Origin of the sequence: uncultured Chloroflexus sp., assembly GCF_938091255.1 — a bacterium.
GTDB lineage: Bacteria > Chloroflexota > Chloroflexia > Chloroflexales > Chloroflexaceae > Chloroflexus.
The window spans coordinates 1-14,730 of record NZ_CALLJH010000027.1 but is presented as its reverse complement, the minus strand read 5'-3'; the positions used below and the strand labels follow the sequence as shown (position 1 = coordinate 14,730).

Sequence of the window (14,730 nt, the reverse complement as noted above, 5' to 3'; positions counted from 1 at the left end):
CCTATGGAAACCGCTCTCTACATTGCGATTTTGGTTATTAGCGCCGTTATGAGCGTGCTGGTGATTTTGCAATCGCGCGGCGGCGGTCTCAACCGCGACACCAGCTCGATGTATCGCACGCGCCGCGGCATTGAAAAGACGCTGTATCAGGCCACGATTGCGCTGGGAGTAAGCTTTTTACTACTCGCGCTGATCACCAGTCTCCCCATTTTCAATTAAGGTATGGCACGCCGGATTCGTTGGCAGATTGCAATCGCGCTCGCAGGGATCGGGGTGATTGTCGTCTTGTTTGGCCGCTTGGCAGCGCTGAGCGCTTCCACCGATAATCCGGCCACCGGCGGCGTCTATCGCGAGGCGGTGGTCGGTACGCCGGTGATGCCGATCCCGTTGCTAAATGATCCCGCTGCCGATCCGGCCGGGCGGGCATTGATCAGCTTGCTCTTCGAGGGGCTGACTCGCATCGGGGTTGATGGTTTGATCGAGCCGGCTTTGGCCGAAGGGTATACGGTTGACGCCACTGGCGAAATCTATACCTTCACGTTGCGGCCGGGATTGCGCTGGCACGACGGCACGCCGCTTACTGCCGATGACGTGGTCTTTACCCTGCGCACCCTCCAAGAGCTAGAGCAGGCCGGTGAGCCGGCAGTCGCTAGCTTCTGGCGCACCATTCTGATCGAACGAGTCGATAATCGCACAGTACGATTTATTCTGTCAGGGCCATTTGCTCCCTTCCCGGTCTTAGCCCGCGTGCCGATCCTCCCAGCCCATCTACTGCGCACCATTCCACCAACCGCATGGCCTGCCAGCGAGTTCGCCCGCCAATTGATCGGCAGCGGGCCATTCCGGTTGGCCGAATTGCGACCTGAATCGGCACTGTTAACAGCTAACCCAACGTATTACAACGGGCGACCGTTTCTCGATCAGATCGAATTGCGCTTCATCGCTACCCCCGAAGCAGCGATTGCAGCCCTTTCGCGCGGTGAGGTTATGGGGTTCGCAGAACGCTGGGGCACCAACCTGCGCGCGGTTGATCTGCCCGGCAACGAACAGCGTATCGTTTTGCCGGTTGATGAGTATACCGTTCTGACCTTTAACCTCCGCTTGCCGCTGTTTCAAGAAATACCCCTTCGCCGCGCGCTGGCGCTCGGTCTCAACCGCGATGCGTTAATTGAAACGGCGATCAATGGGTTGGCCCAGCCAATCGATACACCGCTTTTGCCCGGCACATGGGCCGATGATCCAGCCATTCGCCGGATACCTGCCGATCCGGCGGCCGCAGCCGACCGGTTGGCCGAAATTGATTTTGAACCGGGCAGTGATGGCATCCGCCAGCGCGGCACGCAACGGCTCAGCTTTACCCTGCTGGTTGATCAGGATGAACGCCGGCTGGCAGTGGCACAAGCCGTCTCAACCCAGTGGCGAGCGATTGGGGTCGAGGTAACGGTTGAATCGGTAGATAGCATGACGCTGACCGATCGCTTGCGGCGCGGTGATTTTATGACCGCGATCCATACTTGGACCCGGATCGGCCCTGATCCCGATCCGTATAGTTTGTGGCATTCCAGTCAGGCCGCTAGCGGACTCAATTACGCCGGTTTGAACGATAGCCGGATCGACCTGCTGCTCGAACAGGCGCGGTCTGAACCAGAGTTAGTGGCTCGTGCCGAGCTATACCATGCGTTTCAACAACGTTGGCTCGAGCTGTCACCAGCGATTACTCTCTACCAACCGATGTATGTCATCGTCAGCACTGCTAATCTGCAAGGACGCGCCTTCGCTAACCCCGATTTCGCCGGCCAGACCTTATTTGGCGCTGAAGATCGCTTCCGTGATGTGCGGCGTTGGTTTATGAATACTTTCCGCCGGATCGAGGGTGATTTACCGTAGATCGCGCAAATCAAATACCGGCCCTTCGACACACCGCCGTTGCCAACCGTTGCGCGTCTCGATTTGGCAGGCCCGGCAGATACCCAACCCGCACGGCAACGGCCCTGCCACTACCACCTGTGCTAGACCGCGATCCCAACGCAAGCGCGCCGACCGCATCGCAGCGGTTGCTTGACTCAGCAAGCTTGGTGGTAGCGCAAACAATACCTGATCAGCCCAACAAATAGGACTGCTGGGCGAATGCGCAGCTAGCAGTTCAAACAATCCCCCCTCACCGGCAGCGCTTGTCTGCACCTCAACCGTTTCAGGCAAGAGAAATGGCGGCGGGAGGTACCCCTTGTCGCCACCTAACAGCAGCGCTATGCTCAGCCGGCTAGCATAGCGACGGGCAACGAAGAGCAGAACCGGCAACGCCGTCCCCACCCCCGCCAATAAGAGGGTATGCGTCGTCGGCGCCGGCCCAAACGGCGTCCCTAACGGTGCGCAGAGATCGAGGATAGCGCCCGCTGGCAGGTCAATCAGCCACGCGAGCGCCGGATCGCGTGGGTCAATGATCAACTCAACCTCGCCCTTCGTTGTATCGGCGCCGGCAAGAAAGACTGCCGGCCACAACAGTGGATCGAGGCTGCGTGAGGGACGCACAAGGGCATACTGGCCGGGTTGCGCAATGCGCGCCAACCCCGGCGCAGTGACACTCAACCAGACTAAACCCTCAAATTGATAGCGTTCATGGATAGCGGCGGTATAATAGAGTTGCATGCGAGCAATCCTTATTGAGCCAAACCAATGGCATCATCAATAAGATTGGTTTGGGCTGTACGCAATATGGTTGCACTCTCGCGATACGATTAAACATCCCCTTGGTATCACTATCATCGCAACACAACCGGGTGATACGATATGAGCCGCTCTAGGACAACGGCTGACCCTTCGATAGCGTGGCTCGCTCAACCCCTCATGCAATCAGGTTGGCTCAGCCATATGACCCACGGCGAGCTATTCCTGCTGCTCGCGAGCCTTGCGCTGTACCTCTACACTCGACTTTCCCACCTGACGGTATTTCCGATCTACTTCTTTTGCGATGAAGCGATCCATGGGGTATTGGCCCGCGATCTCGTCGCCAATGGCTTTCGCGACAGCAACGGTGTTTGGCTACCGCCCTACTTTCAAAACGCCGGCATGTGGAATTTAAGCCTGAGCGTCTATCTGCATGCGTTCAGCATTCTCCTCTTCGGGTTCGACCGGTCGATCTGGTTTACCCGCGCCACATCGGTTGTTGCCAGCTTGCTCGCTCCGCTCGGCATTGCGGCGCTGCTCCGCTTTGGCTACCACGACCGGCGCTGGTGGCTCGGCATCCTCGTGATCTGCGCCATGCCGGCGTGGTTTATCCATTCGCGCACCGCGTTCGAGACCGTCTTGATGGTTGCGTGCTATGCTGGGTTTCTCGCGGCGTATATGGCCTATCGGTATTATGATGATCGCTGGATCGCGGCTGCAATCTTGTTTGGCGCAGCAACATTCTACAGCTATGCCAACGGGCAAGGGGTGATGTTGGTCAGCGGTACGCTCCTCTTCCTCAGCGATATCCGTTACCATCTCAGCCGTCCACCCCAACGTCTCTGGCTCGCTCTTGGGATGTTCGCGCTCACCCTCGTGCCACTGATTCGGTTCCGTTGGCTCCAGCCCAACGCGACGGTAGAGCATTTACGCACGCTCCATTCCTATTGGCTGAAACCGTTGCCGCTCACCGAGAAGATCGAGCGGTTTGTCACCATTTACGCCCAAGGCCTTGATCCGCGCTACTGGTTCTGGCCCAACACGATGGACCTCGACCGCCATCGCTTTCCCGACAGCGGCCATTTCCCGCTGTTCTTGTTACCATTTGTCCTCATTGGCTTGGCGATCTGCTTGTGGCGCTGGCGCGAATCGATCTACCGCTTGCCGATTGGCGCGCTCCTCGCTGCACCGTTTAGCAGCGCTTTGGTTGGGATTGCCGTCACCCGCGCGTTGGCGATGGTCATTCCTGCCACGCTGCTCGCGGTGATCGGGGCCAGTTTCCTGATCGAACGGCTCCCGCACCGCTGGCAACGCCTCGTTACCCTGCTGTTCGGTCTCACCTTCGCGTTCAGCAGTTTGGTGATGCTCCGCACTGCCGTGCTCGGCGGACCGCTCTGGTTCCGCGACTACGGCCTGTACGGGATGCAGTACGGCGCACAACAGCTCTTTGCCGAGACGATACCCGATCTCCTCGCCCGTGATTCGCAAACGACTCTACGAGTATCCACCACATGGGCTAATAACCCGAACAGTTTTGTCGATTTTTTCCTCACCCCAGCGCAACGTCGCCGAATTGAGCTGATCACGATTGATGCGTACTTGTACCAGCGCCGTGATCTCGACCGGCAACGCGATGTGTTCATTATGACAGCAGCCGAATTCGATCGCGCGCAGCAAAGCGGTAAATTCATCATGATGCCACCCGAACAGATTATTCCGTATCCTGATGGCAGTCCGGGCTTCTACGTGGTGCGACTGGAGTATGTCCCCACTATTGATGAGATTCTTGCCGCCGAGCGAGCCGAGCGCGCGACACTGGTGGAAGAGCCGCTCGTGATTGGCGGGCACGAGCTGATCATCGCGCATTCGCGGCTTGACATCGGCAGCATTACCGATCTCTTCGACGGCGATCCGCACACCCTCGCGCGCGGTCTTGAAGCCAATCCGCTCGTGATCGAACTGCGCTTTCCTCATCCCCTGCCGATCAGCGCGGTCGAGCTGATGCTGGGAACCATGGAACTCGACTTAACGGTGACCGTAACCAACCCTGACGGCGAAACCCATGCCTTTCACCAGCCATACCACGAGCTGCCGCCGGATCCCACCGTGACGTTTGATTTCCCGCAACCGCTGCTGGCAACCAACCTCCGGCTCGATATCTTCCAACGAGGAGTCGGTGAACCGGCCCATATTCATGTGCGCGAGGTGCGCTGGCGGTAACAAACGCCGCCTATCGTTCCTCGGCAATCACCTTTGCGCGCCGCAGATCGGCGAGCAGCGCACTGGCCAGCGCCACTGCCCGCGCGCCGGCATCGAGCATCGCGCGGGCATGGTCCGGCGTAGCGACACCACCCATGCCGATCACGGGCGCTGCCACGGCGGCAGCCACCGCCGCAACCAACCGCAACGCAATCGGAAAGATCGCCGGGCCGCCTAGGCGGCCATAGACGAGGCTGCCATCAGCTTGGGGCATACAGGCCGGCAACCCACCGATCAGCGCAATCGCATCAGCGCCGGCGGCAATGCTCGCCTGCGCCACTGCCACCGGATCGGGCAGCTCACCGGGCAGCCGGATAAGGAGGGGGAGCAGCGTGGCCCGGCGCACAGCCGTGACCCGTTGGGCAGCTTCGGAAGCGGTCAGTGCCGGCAGCGCCAACTCAAAGCCGGCAATGCCCGGCACATCGGTGAGTTCGGCGGCAACTGCAGCCGCATCAGCGCCAGCAATACTGACCAAGACTGGCACGTGATAGCCAGCCCAGCGGGGGGCCAATCGTTCGCGCACTTGTTTAACGCCTAAACTCGCGCCGCCGTGATGGTAGAGCACACCAGCAGGGGTAGCCAACACCTGCGGTTGGCCGCGCCTGCCGGCAACCGTCACCGTTGAGCAGATAATCGCGCCAAGGCCGTGATCGGCCGCAGGTTGCGTCAGCCCCAGCCAGCGCGCCACGCTGACCACATCGCCAAGGCTGCCGGCAGCGGCGATGACCGGGGTGGCGATAGTGAGCGTGTGCGGGTTGTCGGGGGCAAGGTCGATCATGACAGGAAGAGCCGTGAACAAGGGGCGCAAGATTGAGCAGTTATTATTATAGTATAGAACCTCTCAACGTATCACCGGTTTGCACTCGCCCTTGTAGGAGATGGCTGCGCCGTGCGAAGACGTGCTCTGTTGTCATTGCGAAGGCGCGCAGCGCCCGCAGCAATCTCCTGCTCTAGCGAGCGCAACCCCTTGTTTGAAGATGTTCAGCCCGGCTCCTGAGATGACTTATGCATCTCTGTGTGGCCGGCATACCCCAGCTCAGCCAGCGCCCGCCGCGCTTCACCCGCTTCATCCCACGGAATAGCGTGATCAGCGTAGATGATGCTGCCTTCGTGGCCTTTCCCCAACAGCAACACCAGATCGCCGGGCCGGGCTGCTGCCAGCGCCGCCCGAATCGCCTGCGCCCGATCAGGAATGCAGAGGTAGCCGCTGCCAGCTCGCTTGCCAGCTCGTTCAGCCCCGGCAGCGATCTGAGCAATAATGGCCTCGCGATCTTCACCACGCGGATCTTCATCGGTCAACACCAGCAGATCGCACATCTGGCCAGCAATCTCGCCCTGAATAGCACGCTTCGCGACATCACGCTCGCCGGCGCTGCCAAAGACGGCAATCATCCGGCCCTGCACCTGTGGCCGGAGCATGGCAAAGATCTGTTCGAACGAATCTGGATTGTGCGCGTAATCCACAATTACACCAAACGGCTGGCCAGCGTTGACCGGAGCCATCCGCCCGCGCGGTGCGCGCACACTAGCCAGCGCTGCGGCTGCCGTTGCGAGCGGAATCCCCTGCGTGAGCGCCACTGCTAGCGCGGCGAGCGCATTGCTGGCGTTGAACCGGCCGGGCAACGGCACTGTGAGGTCAGTTACGCCCCACGGCGACGACACGCGCACTACACTACCCATCGGGCCGCTCTGGATCAGTCGCCCCTGCACCTCAGCCGGCTCGTTCAGACCATAGCGGAGGCGGGATGCAGTCGCGGGAGCAGCGGCGAGAAAGTGGTGATGGTTCGGATCATCGGCATTGACAATCGCCCACGTCGGGCCAGTGCGTTCGGCGAGCAGAGCAAAGAGTTGCGCTTTATCGGCGCGGTACTGCTCAAACGAACCGTGATAATCGAGATGCTCGTGACCGATATTGAGCATCACCGCCACGGCGAAGGCACAGCCAACCAAGCGGCCCCAGCGCGGCGAGAGGGCATGCGAAGTCGCCTCAATCACTGCCATATTGCAACCGGCGGCCACCATCTCGCGCAGCAGCGCCTGCACATCCGGCGCCTCCGGCGTACTCTGGCGGGTGTCGTTCGGCCAGCGCCGCGCGCCAATCTGAAAATCAACCGTGCTGATCATTCCCACCGCGCTACCGGTAGCAGCCAAGAGCTGCGCTGTCAAATCGGTCGTGGTGCTCTTGCCTTTAGTGCCGGTGATGCCAATCGTGATCAATTCGCGCCCCGGATAATCATAGAACGCGGCGGCCAATGGGGCCAGCACCACTCGGCTATCAGCCACCACCACCACCGGTACGCCGGCTGGGGCTGGCCCTTGCCAGTAACGCTGATCGACCACCAACGCTGCGGCGCCGCGACTGAGCGCTTGGGGAATGAAATGGTGGCCATCGCTGTGTTGGCCGCGGATGGCCACAAACAAACTGCCCGGCTCAACCCGGCGCGAATCATAGACGAGTGAACGGATGGGAACGGCCAGATCGCCAATCACGTATTGAGCGGCGACGCCGGGCAAGAGGTCGGCAAGCGTTTTGCTCATACGGTGTTTCTAGGGTTGAATCGTCAAGGACTGCAAACCACTACCCGGCCAGTTTCCGCCGGGCCAGCGGGTAAAGCGGCGGCAGCAGCACTAGATCAAAGGCGGGGACAAACCTCGCCACGCGCCCGCCGAAGCCTTTCTTAAAGCGATAGACCCCGATCAGCGGATCATGCTGCGCTGCTTGTTCGAGAGCGGCGCGGGTTGACTCATCGGTGGCGAACGCAGCCTGCCCCAACGGATCGGGGATTCCCCACAGATCGTAGCCGATGCACCCTAATTCACGCGCCCACTGTAGCGCATACCATTCAAGCAAATGGTTCGCGCCGCTGCGCAACCCGTCTGTGGTCGCACCACTATAAAGGTAACGGCCATAGCGCGCATCGGCAAACACCAGATGGGCCGCCACCAGCGCACCGTTCAATTCGGCAATCAACAGCCGCGCGCGCGGTTGGTGCAACTGCCATGCCGCAGCGTAATACTCGGCGCTATGAATACCAAAATCGGCCCGCGCCCCAGTAGCCTGCATGATAGCGTAAAACGCCGGCAAATCGGCGGCTGAGCCAACACGCACCGTCACACCGAGACGCTCGGCGCGGCGAATATCGGCCCGGTGGCCTTTCGAGCAGGCAGCGAACAGAGCTGCTTCATCTGGTCGCAGATCAACCAGAATAGTACTGCGCGGTTGGATCGTCTCTGCCATCGGCAACCGCTGCCGGCTCAGCCATGCCATCAGCGCATCGGCATCTGGCGCATCGTGCAACACATTCGGTTCCAGCCGGATCAGCACTGCCGCCATTTGCCAACCCAGCCGGCGCAATGCGCGCAGCAACAAATGATCAACCGCCGGATCGCCGGCAAAGAGCGGCCCGCGCGGAACGTAGCCAAACGCCAACCCGTAATAGCGCCGGAAGAGGATCTGCGCCCCGGCGACCATCGCGCCCGCCCGATCAGCCACCACCAACCGCCGGTACTGCCAGCCAAACCGCGCCTTCAGCGCCCCCCACGGGCTGGCCTGTAACAAATTGCCTTGGGGATGGGCAGCCACAAACGCATCCCACTGGGCCGGAGAGGGTTCAGCAACCAGCCACTGCCTGCTCATAGCCGCACCCACTGCCGCTCAGCGTAACGCAACGGCAGCGACGCCACCTGCTCGGCATACGCTGTCACCGCTGCTGGCATCGCCGCAGCACTGCCAAAGAGCACTCCCAACTGGCTGGCATAGGCGGCGATCGCAGCAATCTTGGCCGAAAGTACCGGCTCATCAAGTGGGATAGGATGAGGCGCATAATGCTCCTGCCCAATCATCGCTAGCCGCTGCGCGACCGCGCCGGCGGTGCGCGCGTAGGGGAAGTCTTCGTAATACCAGCAGGAAGCGCCGCACTTAAGCAGCGCAGCCGTGGCCGCGGCAAAGACCAACTGGTGATCGACGTGCATCCCCACCGCTAGCGGCAGATAGAAAGTGGCGGCTGGATAACGCTGCGCCAGCATTGCCACAAGATCGGCGACATCTGCCGCGAGCGGATCGTCACACACTGGCGAACCAAACAAGCTTGTCTCATCAGAGTACGCATCAGGCCGGCGATAGATTGCATCAAGCGCCGGCCACAGCAGCGCATCAGCGCCAAGGATGCGCAACGCTGCGGCATCTTCAGCCCGGCGCTGGGCCACTACCGTTGCCGGCGGCAACCCCCAGCGTTCGTGCAACAATTGGGCAAAAGCGCTAAACGGCGCGTCCGGCGGCGGGCTACCGCTACAGACATTCACCACCAGCACCGGCTCGCCGGCGGCGGTAGCGCGCGCAATGAAGCCACCACAGGAAAGCGCCGCATCATCGAGGTGCGGCGATAGCACTACATGGCAATAGCCGCCGGGCAAGACCGCGGCGTGTTCGGTAACGAGTGGCATACAGCCTCAGAGGGTATCAAGATCGAGTTCAGCGAGGGCATCTTGCGCCGCCTGCGCACGGGTTTCATCACGTGACCGGGCAAGGCGCTTGAGAATCCGGCGCGCATCAGGGCCACCGACTTGGCCGAGCGCCCAGATCGCTGCCAGCGCAATCTCGGTATCATCATCTTCAACCAGCGGCAAGAGCGACGGTAACAACTCGCGACCATCTTCACCAATCTCGCCGACGGCCCGTGCCGCTTCGTAGCGCAGCGCCGGCGAGGGACTTTTCAACTCGCGCTCGATATAGGGGAACCAGCTCGGTCGCATCGAACGGCCCATCGCCAAAACTGCACTCTCGCGCATCAGGATATCGTCCATGCTGTAGGCCCGCCCGATCGCGGCCTGCGCTTCTCGCGAACCGGCAAAATACCCCAGCGCCTCAATTGCCCGCCGCCGCACCTCTAGCGGCTGTTCCGGATCATCGGCTGCATCGAGCAACGCCGTGTGCAGCCGCTCACACGCCTCAAGGGCAAGCTCGCCAATCTCAGCGCGATAGGCAAAGCGGGCAAGACTGAGCAATGCCGCCGCGCGCACCTCACCGGCTGGATCGTGAATCATCCGAATCAGCCGATCCATCATCTGCTCGTGGTCATCTTCCCACAAGCCTTCGATTGCCAGCACCCGAATCTCAGGGTCTTGGTCAGCTAGACAAGCGCGAAACACCGGCCGATAATCAAGCCGAACCTGTTCTTCGGCTAATTCGGCCAACAGGCGCATAATATGCCGCCGCCGGTCAAGGCCAAACCGCTGCCACTGTTCCCAGAAGATATACACACTCTCTGGGCCAAGATTCGCGAGCAGTTTAAGATCGAGGCGGGTCGGAGCCTGTTCAGTGGCATCAAGTTGGGCAACCCGCTCGGCAAAACTTGGGGTCATCATATGCTTTACAGGGATAGAGAGACGTTACTTAGCAACGTCTCTCCATCGTTAAATCGGCTTGAATACTGTGACATGACGCAGCAACGTCGCTTACTCATCTTCCTCGATATAGCGACCGCTACGGCGGCGCAAGGCCGGCTGGGCGGGTACATCCTCGTCTTCCTCAATGGCCTCGGCCTTAGTTTCTTCCTGTGGCGGCGTGAAGAGATACATACCTTCAGCCGCGGGATCGGCGGCAATCGCCGGATGGTTCGCCAGCAGCGCCAGCAAGAAGGAACGTGAGGCTGGACGCAGCACATTGTATGCCATCACAATGTCAGCGAAACTCACCCGGTAGACTGGTTGCTCGCGGCTGCCGCCGCGCTCACCCATCGTCTCGCAGACGTGTTCAAGGATCATCTCGGCCTTCCGCCGCTCACCCATCGGGAAAGCCTTCAGATTGCGCAGCTTGCCGTAACGATTCTGCTCTGGCAGCAGATCATCATCGACAGCGCAGTAGAACGTCATATTCGCAAACGCGAACTTGTTCTTCTTTTCATCCAGCGTCAACAGGCGACTAGTCGTCTCGCTCGCCTCTTCATAGGTAATGGTAAAGACGTTAACGGCATCGCCGCGGCTAATCGTGATCAGCGCACCGGGGACAAGGTGCTCGCGGAAGAAATCTTCCAGACCTTGCAGCCAGCCGCCACGATTACCGGTCGGATAGCGAACTTCCACCAGATAAGTGCTAAAGTGCTGCGGCGACTCGAAGCGGAGCACTGCGCTGCGCTGGTCGGGGAAGACCGGCTTCGGCAACAGTGCCGCCAGTGCCGCGTCAAGCGGCAGGACGCCAAACTCCCACTCGAAGAACGTCAGCCAGCGCGTGACGCTGCCGCTCGCCACAATTGAGTCAGTGCTCTGATCAGCAAGGCTATCATCGAAGCCTTCGATAAGGTACGACGTCAACTGACCCATCTCCGCCGCTTTCACCCGCTTCGAGCCAATTGCCGGCAACCCCTTGGTAGACCAGATATTAGCCCCTTCCACGCCGACGAACTCAAAATCCTTCTCGCGTGACAACCGGTAGTTGAGCGAGAAGCGGAAGCCTTCATAGTCAGACTGGCGGGGATTGTGATAATACAGATCGGCGACAATCTCGGTATCAAGCAACGGCTCGTTGCGTTCGAGAATATAATCGCGGATCTTGCGCAGATCATTCTTTCCGAAGCTCGTCAGTTTATCTTCTGGATAATGCATCCGACCAAAGCTGACGATCCGGCGCAGTGGGTCTTGTTCCAGCCGCTCAGCCAGAATCCGTTCGAGGGCCGGGCCATATTCCGCCACAATCTCGGCTGGCGGGCGGCTCAGATCGATAGCCATGCCCCCCACCACCAAGACCGTGCTGCGTTCAGCAGGCTGCACCGGCTCTGGCTTCGGCGCAGTTTCAACCGGTTCGGCTATTGGCATCGTCTCGACTGGCGCCTCCTCAAGTTCGGCAGTGATCGGCGCTGCTGACGGCGGTTCGACGACTACTGGCGTTACTGGCGCTGCGACTGGCTGCTCGGCGATTACCGGTGTTCCTTCTGGGACTGCCTCAACCGGCACCGGCGGCTCAACATCCGGTTCACGCTCGGCAGCTTTGGCCGTAACCAACCGGGCCTGCTCGATCCAGTAATCGGAAATGTACACCGGTTCGACTGTCGTAATCGCCGGGCGTGAGGTTGAAACCACCACGCTTAAATCATCGATCGGTAGTGGCTTTTCCGGTTCATAGAGCCGCTGCTTGAAGGTGTGGATATCGGTCGTATCACGGGGAACGTAACGCCCTTGCCGGGAGGTCACAAAAATAACTTGGCCATTGACCTCCTCGCGGGTAAAACGCTCGTCAGCCGCCAGCGCCGCTTCGAGTTCGGCGCGCACCTGCGCAGGATCGCGCTGCCAGCGCGCGGCAAAAAACTCGACCAGATTCTGCAATGTCTGGCGGATAGGGGCATCAACGGCGAAGAGGATTCCTTGCGCGGTCATCAGCCGCCATACTTCATCGGCCAACGTTCCTGTCGTGGCGGTCATTCGCTCTCCTCCATCACCAGCTTGCTTAAGATCTCAAGGTATTGCACCAGCAACTCACGCACATCTTTCGGCTCGCCGCTCGCTCGTAGCCACTGGAGCAAGCGATCAACAGCCGTGTCGCCAAAGACGATCATCTTCGCGTCCATGCAGCCCCCATGACACTTACAGACAACAGGAAACAGAGAGGCGTAACTTGCCTCCCTGCTATCCGTAGGGTGTACGATATAGCTTCTCGTATTGTAGCATTGCTCGGCGCTACACGCAAATCACGGCGGGTATCAGGCGTGACGGGAGATTGCGGTTGTAACAGACTGGCCGGAAGCAAGTGCAGCCATAGCCATCAGTAATAGCAGCACACATCCTGCGATACCGACGATATTGCCGGATTGGCAGTCAACTCCACCAATTCTGCTTGCGCCTAATCCGACAAACTATCGAGCGCCATAGCCACTGCGCCGATGGCAACGCTATCGGGGCCGAGCACTGAAGGCACCACCGGCACCGGGCGCGCAAACTGCGGTGCGATGAAGTCATTGACCCGCGCAGCAATCGCTTCAACAAACGGTTCACCGCCGATACGCACCACGATCCCACCCAGCACGACCATTTCAGGATCGAGCAACGCAATGACTTGCGCGATCCGGGTAGCCATCAGATCAACCGTATGCTTCACTACCCGGCGCGCGACCGGGTGATCGCTGAAAATGTCTTCGAGCCGTTCGGCAGCCATCCCTGCGGCATGTGCGCGCCGCAACAAACCGCTGATTGAAACCAATTCCTCTAGCGTTTCTGGACGGCCATCGCCATCCCAGCCGTGGCCCACGACCGCATGGCCAATCTCGCCGGCCATCGAATGCGCACCGTGGTAGAGCCGGCCATTCAACACTGCGCCGCCACCCACACCGGTGCTTAGGTGAAAGTAGAAGAGGTGCTGGCACCCTTTGCCAACCCCAAACGTCGCCTCACCGAGTGCGATCAGATTGGCATCATTATCGATCAGCGTAACTGCGTCAAACGCTTGCTCAAACCGCTCTTGCAACGGATAATTTTCCCAGCCGGGCCGCCGCGGCGCTAGCCGCACCGTCCCATGGCGCAGATCAACCGGCCCGCTGAAGCCGATCCCTACCCGCACCAACCGATCGACCATTACGCCTTCCCGCGCCATCAAGTTCTGCACCAGTGCAATAACCTTCGCCACCGTGGTTTCAGGGTCTTCGTGATCAACTGACTCAATGGCAGCGTTATGATAGGTATGATGCTGCAAATCGACTAGCGCCGCGCGCAAGCCGTAACTGCCAAGGTCGATACCAAGGATGTAGCCCTGATTACCGAGAACTCCCCACAGGTTCTGCGTTAACCGTTCACTGATTAGGGTAGGCAGATCTTTCATAGGGGGTTCCTCTCTGAACAATCGCTTCAGCAGATGGCTGCACCAATGTTGTGAGATTATAGCATATCCTGATCGCGTTGTGCCGCCTTTGCCGGTGTTGGTTCGGCAACAAAGAGCAGTAGGGCGATAACGCCTAATGCTGCCGCTGCCATCCGTGACCATGGCCACGGCGGTTGCGCGCAATCGGCACAGTCCGCTTCCGCCGTAGGCGAGTGGGTTGGCGTTGGGGGCGGAAGAGTGGCGCTCAAGTAGGCGGCTGCTGGCGATCGCGGCAAGAGTGAAGCCGGACGGGGTGCGGCCAGAGGTTGGAAGATTACCGGGGTGAGCACGGAGTCGGTTGCTGTCGCTGCAAGCGAAAGCGTATCTGAGTCGGTTTGCTCACTACCCGGCTGACTCGCATCTGATCGACGCCAAATGATCTGGCCAACCGCCGCTGCTCCATACGTGAAGGTATCGATCACCGTCCCTGACGGATCGTGCAACATAACTGTATCGCCGCCATTATTGAGCAAAGCGCGAGTCATCAGCGTGCGTACAGTCGCCCCCGGCGCCAATTCCTGTTCGGCCAATGACCGGCGCTGGCCACTCGCATCGCTCAGAAACCAGTCGCGTAGATTGATCGGTAACGAATACCGGCTCGTCACTTCAACCCATTCGCTCTCACCGTTCATCGGCGCTGGCAACAGCGCACTGATCACGATGCTCCCTACCGGCCACGGCGTTGGCAAGGCGTTTGGCAGCGCAGTTGGCGTCTTAGTGACCGTGGGAGTTTTCGTTGCCGTTGGCGTGCGCGTGGCAGTTGGTATTTTGGTCGCGGTTGGCGTCCGCGTTTCGGTCGGTGCGCGTGTCGCGGTTGGCGTGCGGGTCGCAGTTGGCGTCCGCGTTTCGGTCGGTGCGCGTGTCGCGGTTGGCGTGCGGGTCGCAGTTGGCGTCCGCGTTTCGGTCGGTGCGCGTGTCGCGGTTGGCGTGCGGGTCGCAGTTGGCGTCCGCGTTTCGGTCGGTGC

General features: G+C 60.2%; 13 protein-coding genes. 3 read left to right on the top strand and 10 right to left on the bottom strand.

The window, feature by feature from the left end:
• Positions 1-3: 3 nt before the first annotated feature.
• Entirely contained in the window at positions 4-219 is a 216-nt protein-coding gene (secG, locus tag Q1A00_RS09885; RefSeq protein ID WP_298403287.1) for a preprotein translocase subunit SecG, read from the top strand.
• 3 nt (positions 220-222) lie between these two features.
• Entirely contained in the window at positions 223-1,887 is a 1,665-nt protein-coding gene (locus Q1A00_RS09880; RefSeq protein WP_298403290.1) for a peptide ABC transporter substrate-binding protein, read from the top strand.
• Here Q1A00_RS09880 and Q1A00_RS09875 read toward each other — a convergent pair.
• The gene (locus Q1A00_RS09875; RefSeq protein WP_298403292.1) at positions 1,879-2,646 is read right to left on the bottom strand and encodes a hypothetical protein; all 768 of its coding nucleotides are present in this window, start codon (positions 2,644-2,646) and stop codon (positions 1,879-1,881) included. The genes Q1A00_RS09880 and Q1A00_RS09875 overlap by 9 nt on opposite strands.
• 198 nt (positions 2,647-2,844) lie before the next feature.
• Here Q1A00_RS09875 and Q1A00_RS09870 point away from each other — a divergent pair, with 198 nt between their 5' ends.
• Positions 2,845-4,884, top strand: a complete 2,040-nt coding sequence (locus tag Q1A00_RS09870; RefSeq protein WP_298489941.1) for a hypothetical protein — start codon at positions 2,845-2,847, stop codon at positions 4,882-4,884.
• Positions 4,885-4,894: 10 nt separating this feature from the next.
• On the opposite strand, the gene Q1A00_RS09865 is transcribed toward Q1A00_RS09870, so the two are convergent.
• The 9 genes from Q1A00_RS09865 to Q1A00_RS09825 all read right to left on the bottom strand — a co-directional run.
• Entirely contained in the window at positions 4,895-5,701 is an 807-nt protein-coding gene (locus Q1A00_RS09865) for a dihydroorotate dehydrogenase (RefSeq protein WP_298403297.1), read from the bottom strand.
• Between the two features lie 203 nt (positions 5,702-5,904).
• Positions 5,905-7,461 carry a UDP-N-acetylmuramoyl-L-alanyl-D-glutamate--2,6-diaminopimelate ligase gene (locus Q1A00_RS09860; protein ID WP_298403299.1) on the bottom strand — a complete coding sequence of 519 codons (1,557 nt, stop codon included), beginning with the start codon at positions 7,459-7,461 and terminating at the stop codon, positions 5,905-5,907.
• 40 nt (positions 7,462-7,501) lie between these two features.
• Complete coding sequence (locus Q1A00_RS09855) at positions 7,502-8,560, bottom strand: peptidoglycan bridge formation glycyltransferase FemA/FemB family protein (RefSeq protein ID WP_298403301.1); 1,059 nt, start codon at positions 8,558-8,560, stop codon at positions 7,502-7,504.
• Positions 8,557-9,366: a PIG-L family deacetylase gene (locus Q1A00_RS09850; RefSeq protein ID WP_299644971.1), complete on the bottom strand. Its 810-nt coding sequence runs from the start codon at positions 9,364-9,366 to the stop codon at positions 8,557-8,559. The genes Q1A00_RS09855 and Q1A00_RS09850 overlap by 4 nt, the downstream gene beginning before the upstream one ends.
• 6 nt (positions 9,367-9,372) lie before the next feature.
• A complete protein-coding gene (locus Q1A00_RS09845) occupies positions 9,373-10,287 on the bottom strand; it encodes a HEAT repeat domain-containing protein (protein WP_298403305.1) in 915 nt (304 codons plus the stop codon).
• A 90-nt stretch (positions 10,288-10,377) separates the two neighbouring features.
• Positions 10,378-12,336, bottom strand: a complete 1,959-nt coding sequence (locus tag Q1A00_RS09840; RefSeq protein ID WP_298403308.1) for a hypothetical protein — start codon at positions 12,334-12,336, stop codon at positions 10,378-10,380.
• Positions 12,333-12,482, bottom strand: coding sequence for a hypothetical protein (locus Q1A00_RS09835; RefSeq protein WP_156525279.1), 150 nt, complete (start codon positions 12,480-12,482; stop codon positions 12,333-12,335). The genes Q1A00_RS09840 and Q1A00_RS09835 overlap by 4 nt, the downstream gene beginning before the upstream one ends.
• Before the next feature lie 272 nt (positions 12,483-12,754).
• Positions 12,755-13,726, bottom strand: coding sequence for an ROK family protein (locus tag Q1A00_RS09830; protein WP_298403313.1), 972 nt, complete (start codon positions 13,724-13,726; stop codon positions 12,755-12,757).
• Between the two features lie 56 nt (positions 13,727-13,782).
• Positions 13,783-14,730: lamin tail domain-containing protein (locus Q1A00_RS09825; RefSeq protein ID WP_299756520.1), on the bottom strand; the 948-nt coding region annotated here is incomplete at its 5' end.

Bases quoted from the DNA above. Each gene is read 5' to 3' on its own strand.
- Q1A00_RS09865 (WP_298403297.1), bottom strand. From the start codon at position 5,701: ATGATCGACCTTGCCCCCGACAACCCGCACACGCTCACTATCGCCACC.
- secG (WP_298403287.1), top strand. From the start codon at position 4: ATGGAAACCGCTCTCTACATTGCGATTTTGGTTATTAGCGCCGTTATG.
- Q1A00_RS09840 (WP_298403308.1), bottom strand. From the start codon at position 12,336: ATGACCGCCACGACAGGAACGTTGGCCGATGAAGTATGGCGGCTGATG.
- Q1A00_RS09835 (WP_156525279.1), bottom strand. From the start codon at position 12,482: ATGGACGCGAAGATGATCGTCTTTGGCGACACGGCTGTTGATCGCTTG.
- Q1A00_RS09830 (WP_298403313.1), bottom strand. From the start codon at position 13,726: ATGAAAGATCTGCCTACCCTAATCAGTGAACGGTTAACGCAGAACCTG.
- Q1A00_RS09845 (WP_298403305.1), bottom strand. From the start codon at position 10,287: ATGATGACCCCAAGTTTTGCCGAGCGGGTTGCCCAACTTGATGCCACT.
- Q1A00_RS09855 (WP_298403301.1), bottom strand. From the start codon at position 8,560: ATGAGCAGGCAGTGGCTGGTTGCTGAACCCTCTCCGGCCCAGTGGGAT.
- Q1A00_RS09875 (WP_298403292.1), bottom strand. From the start codon at position 2,646: ATGCAACTCTATTATACCGCCGCTATCCATGAACGCTATCAATTTGAG.
- Q1A00_RS09860 (WP_298403299.1), bottom strand. From the start codon at position 7,461: ATGAGCAAAACGCTTGCCGACCTCTTGCCCGGCGTCGCCGCTCAATAC.
- Q1A00_RS09850 (WP_299644971.1), bottom strand. From the start codon at position 9,366: ATGCCACTCGTTACCGAACACGCCGCGGTCTTGCCCGGCGGCTATTGC.
- Q1A00_RS09880 (WP_298403290.1), top strand. From the start codon at position 223: ATGGCACGCCGGATTCGTTGGCAGATTGCAATCGCGCTCGCAGGGATC.
- Q1A00_RS09870 (WP_298489941.1), top strand. From the start codon at position 2,845: ATGCAATCAGGTTGGCTCAGCCATATGACCCACGGCGAGCTATTCCTG.